The sequence below is a fragment of the Pararhodospirillum oryzae genome, from assembly GCF_007992075.1.
GTDB lineage: Bacteria > Pseudomonadota > Alphaproteobacteria > Rhodospirillales > Rhodospirillaceae > Pararhodospirillum > Pararhodospirillum oryzae.
In genome coordinates, this window is record NZ_BJZO01000177.1 from 1 (window position 1) to 1,551 (window position 1,551).

Here is a 1,551-nt window from a genome sequence, read left to right on the forward strand (position 1 = left end):
GCAAGGTCAGCGATCTGCGCGACCGCGTCGGCTCCTTCCTGATTGAGCTTCGCACGAACTAAGTGCTTTTAATTGAGGTTGTCTTTTCAGGAAAAACAGTGTTCCCTTTTGCAGGCAGACCGTGGGGCGCATTCCGGTCAAGCGGAAGGCGGCGAAGGGGAACCTGGATTTTGCCCGTCCGAGAGTCGGTCGGACGGAAACACTTCTCGTCCGACTCGTTTCCCGGGATGGGGGCGGCGCGTTTTTTTTTCGCGAAGGTCATCCTGGCGTGGCAAATCCCCGTACAACTAGGGCCGTTGATTTCGTCCCTTTTTTCTTTGGGGGATTGGTCCATTCGTCTTTATCGTTCACGTCGGGTTCGAGAATAGAACAGAATAGGGAAGGCGCCACAAAGAAACGCAGCCGGGCGTGTGAATAAGCTGAATAGCATGTGATTCCATGGATTTTTATTCAAATGTTTGTTTCTCATGGATCGTGGTATTTTTTATCCGGAATGCGCATTTTTCTGTTGATTCAAAAACACGATAAATAATAATGAGGATGGCGCCCTGTCGGATGGTTGTGGATCTGGGGTGGCCTCTGGCCCGGTGGTTTGTTTTATATATTTTTATGTAAATAGATTTTTTGTTTTTCAGGGGTGCAGGAATAACAAAAACAAACCTTCTTCAAGGAGCCTTCGCCATGGCCCTCAAGGTCCCTTTGGGTGCACGTATCGCTCTTCCTGTCGTGTTGATGACCTTGGCCACGCTGGTTTTGATGGGCATTGCCCTTCAACGTCAGAAAGATATTCTTTATGACGACCGGCGCGCTCTTCTGCAGGAACATGTTTCGTCGGCATTGGGTATTATTAGTCATATTCATGAGAAGGTTCAAAGAAATGAAATAAGCGAGGATGACGGGAGGCGTCAGGCCATCGATATAATTCGTTCAATTTCCTTTGGAGACAATGACTACGTTTTTATCAGCGACTTCGAATCCCGTCTTCTCTCCAATCGAGGGGCTCCCCAGACGGAAGGCAAGGTGTTCGCGAACGCAACGGATTCCCGTGGATTTCGCTTCACCCAGGCGATCGCCGACCTCACGTCGCGCGGGCAATCGGGGTTCATCGCCTATGAATGGCCCCGTCCGGGCACGCAGAAAACCGCGCCCAAGCTCACCTACGTCGCGCCGTTCATGCCCTGGAAATGGACCGTGGGCGTGGGTGTCTACACGGATGATCTGGAAAGCATCATGATCAATCTGGCCGTCCAGTTCATTTTGATCGGGCTTGCGATCGTGGCCATGACCGGCGTCGTTTCCTACTTCGTCGTCCGCAGCGTTTCCGGCCCGCTGCGCGCCATGACCGGGGCCATGACCCGTCTGGCCCGGGGGGACCTGTCCGTGTCGATCGAGGGCGGGCAGCGCGGCGACGAGATCGGCGCCATGGCCCATGCGCTGGAAGTCTTCCGCGACAACGCCCGCGAAAACAAGCGGCTGGGGGAGGAAGCCAAGGCCACCGAGGCCCGGCGCCGCCAGGACCAGCGCCAGGCCCGGATCACCCTGGCCGACTCG

1 protein-coding gene is annotated in these 1,551 nt (G+C 54.7%); it reads left to right on the forward strand.

All coding sequences use genetic code 11. The features are described 5' to 3' along the window. Nucleotides 1–756: 756 nt before the first annotated feature. Nucleotides 757–1,551: cache domain-containing protein (locus ROR02_RS16345; RefSeq protein WP_246135604.1), on the forward strand; the 795-nt coding region annotated here is incomplete at its 3' end.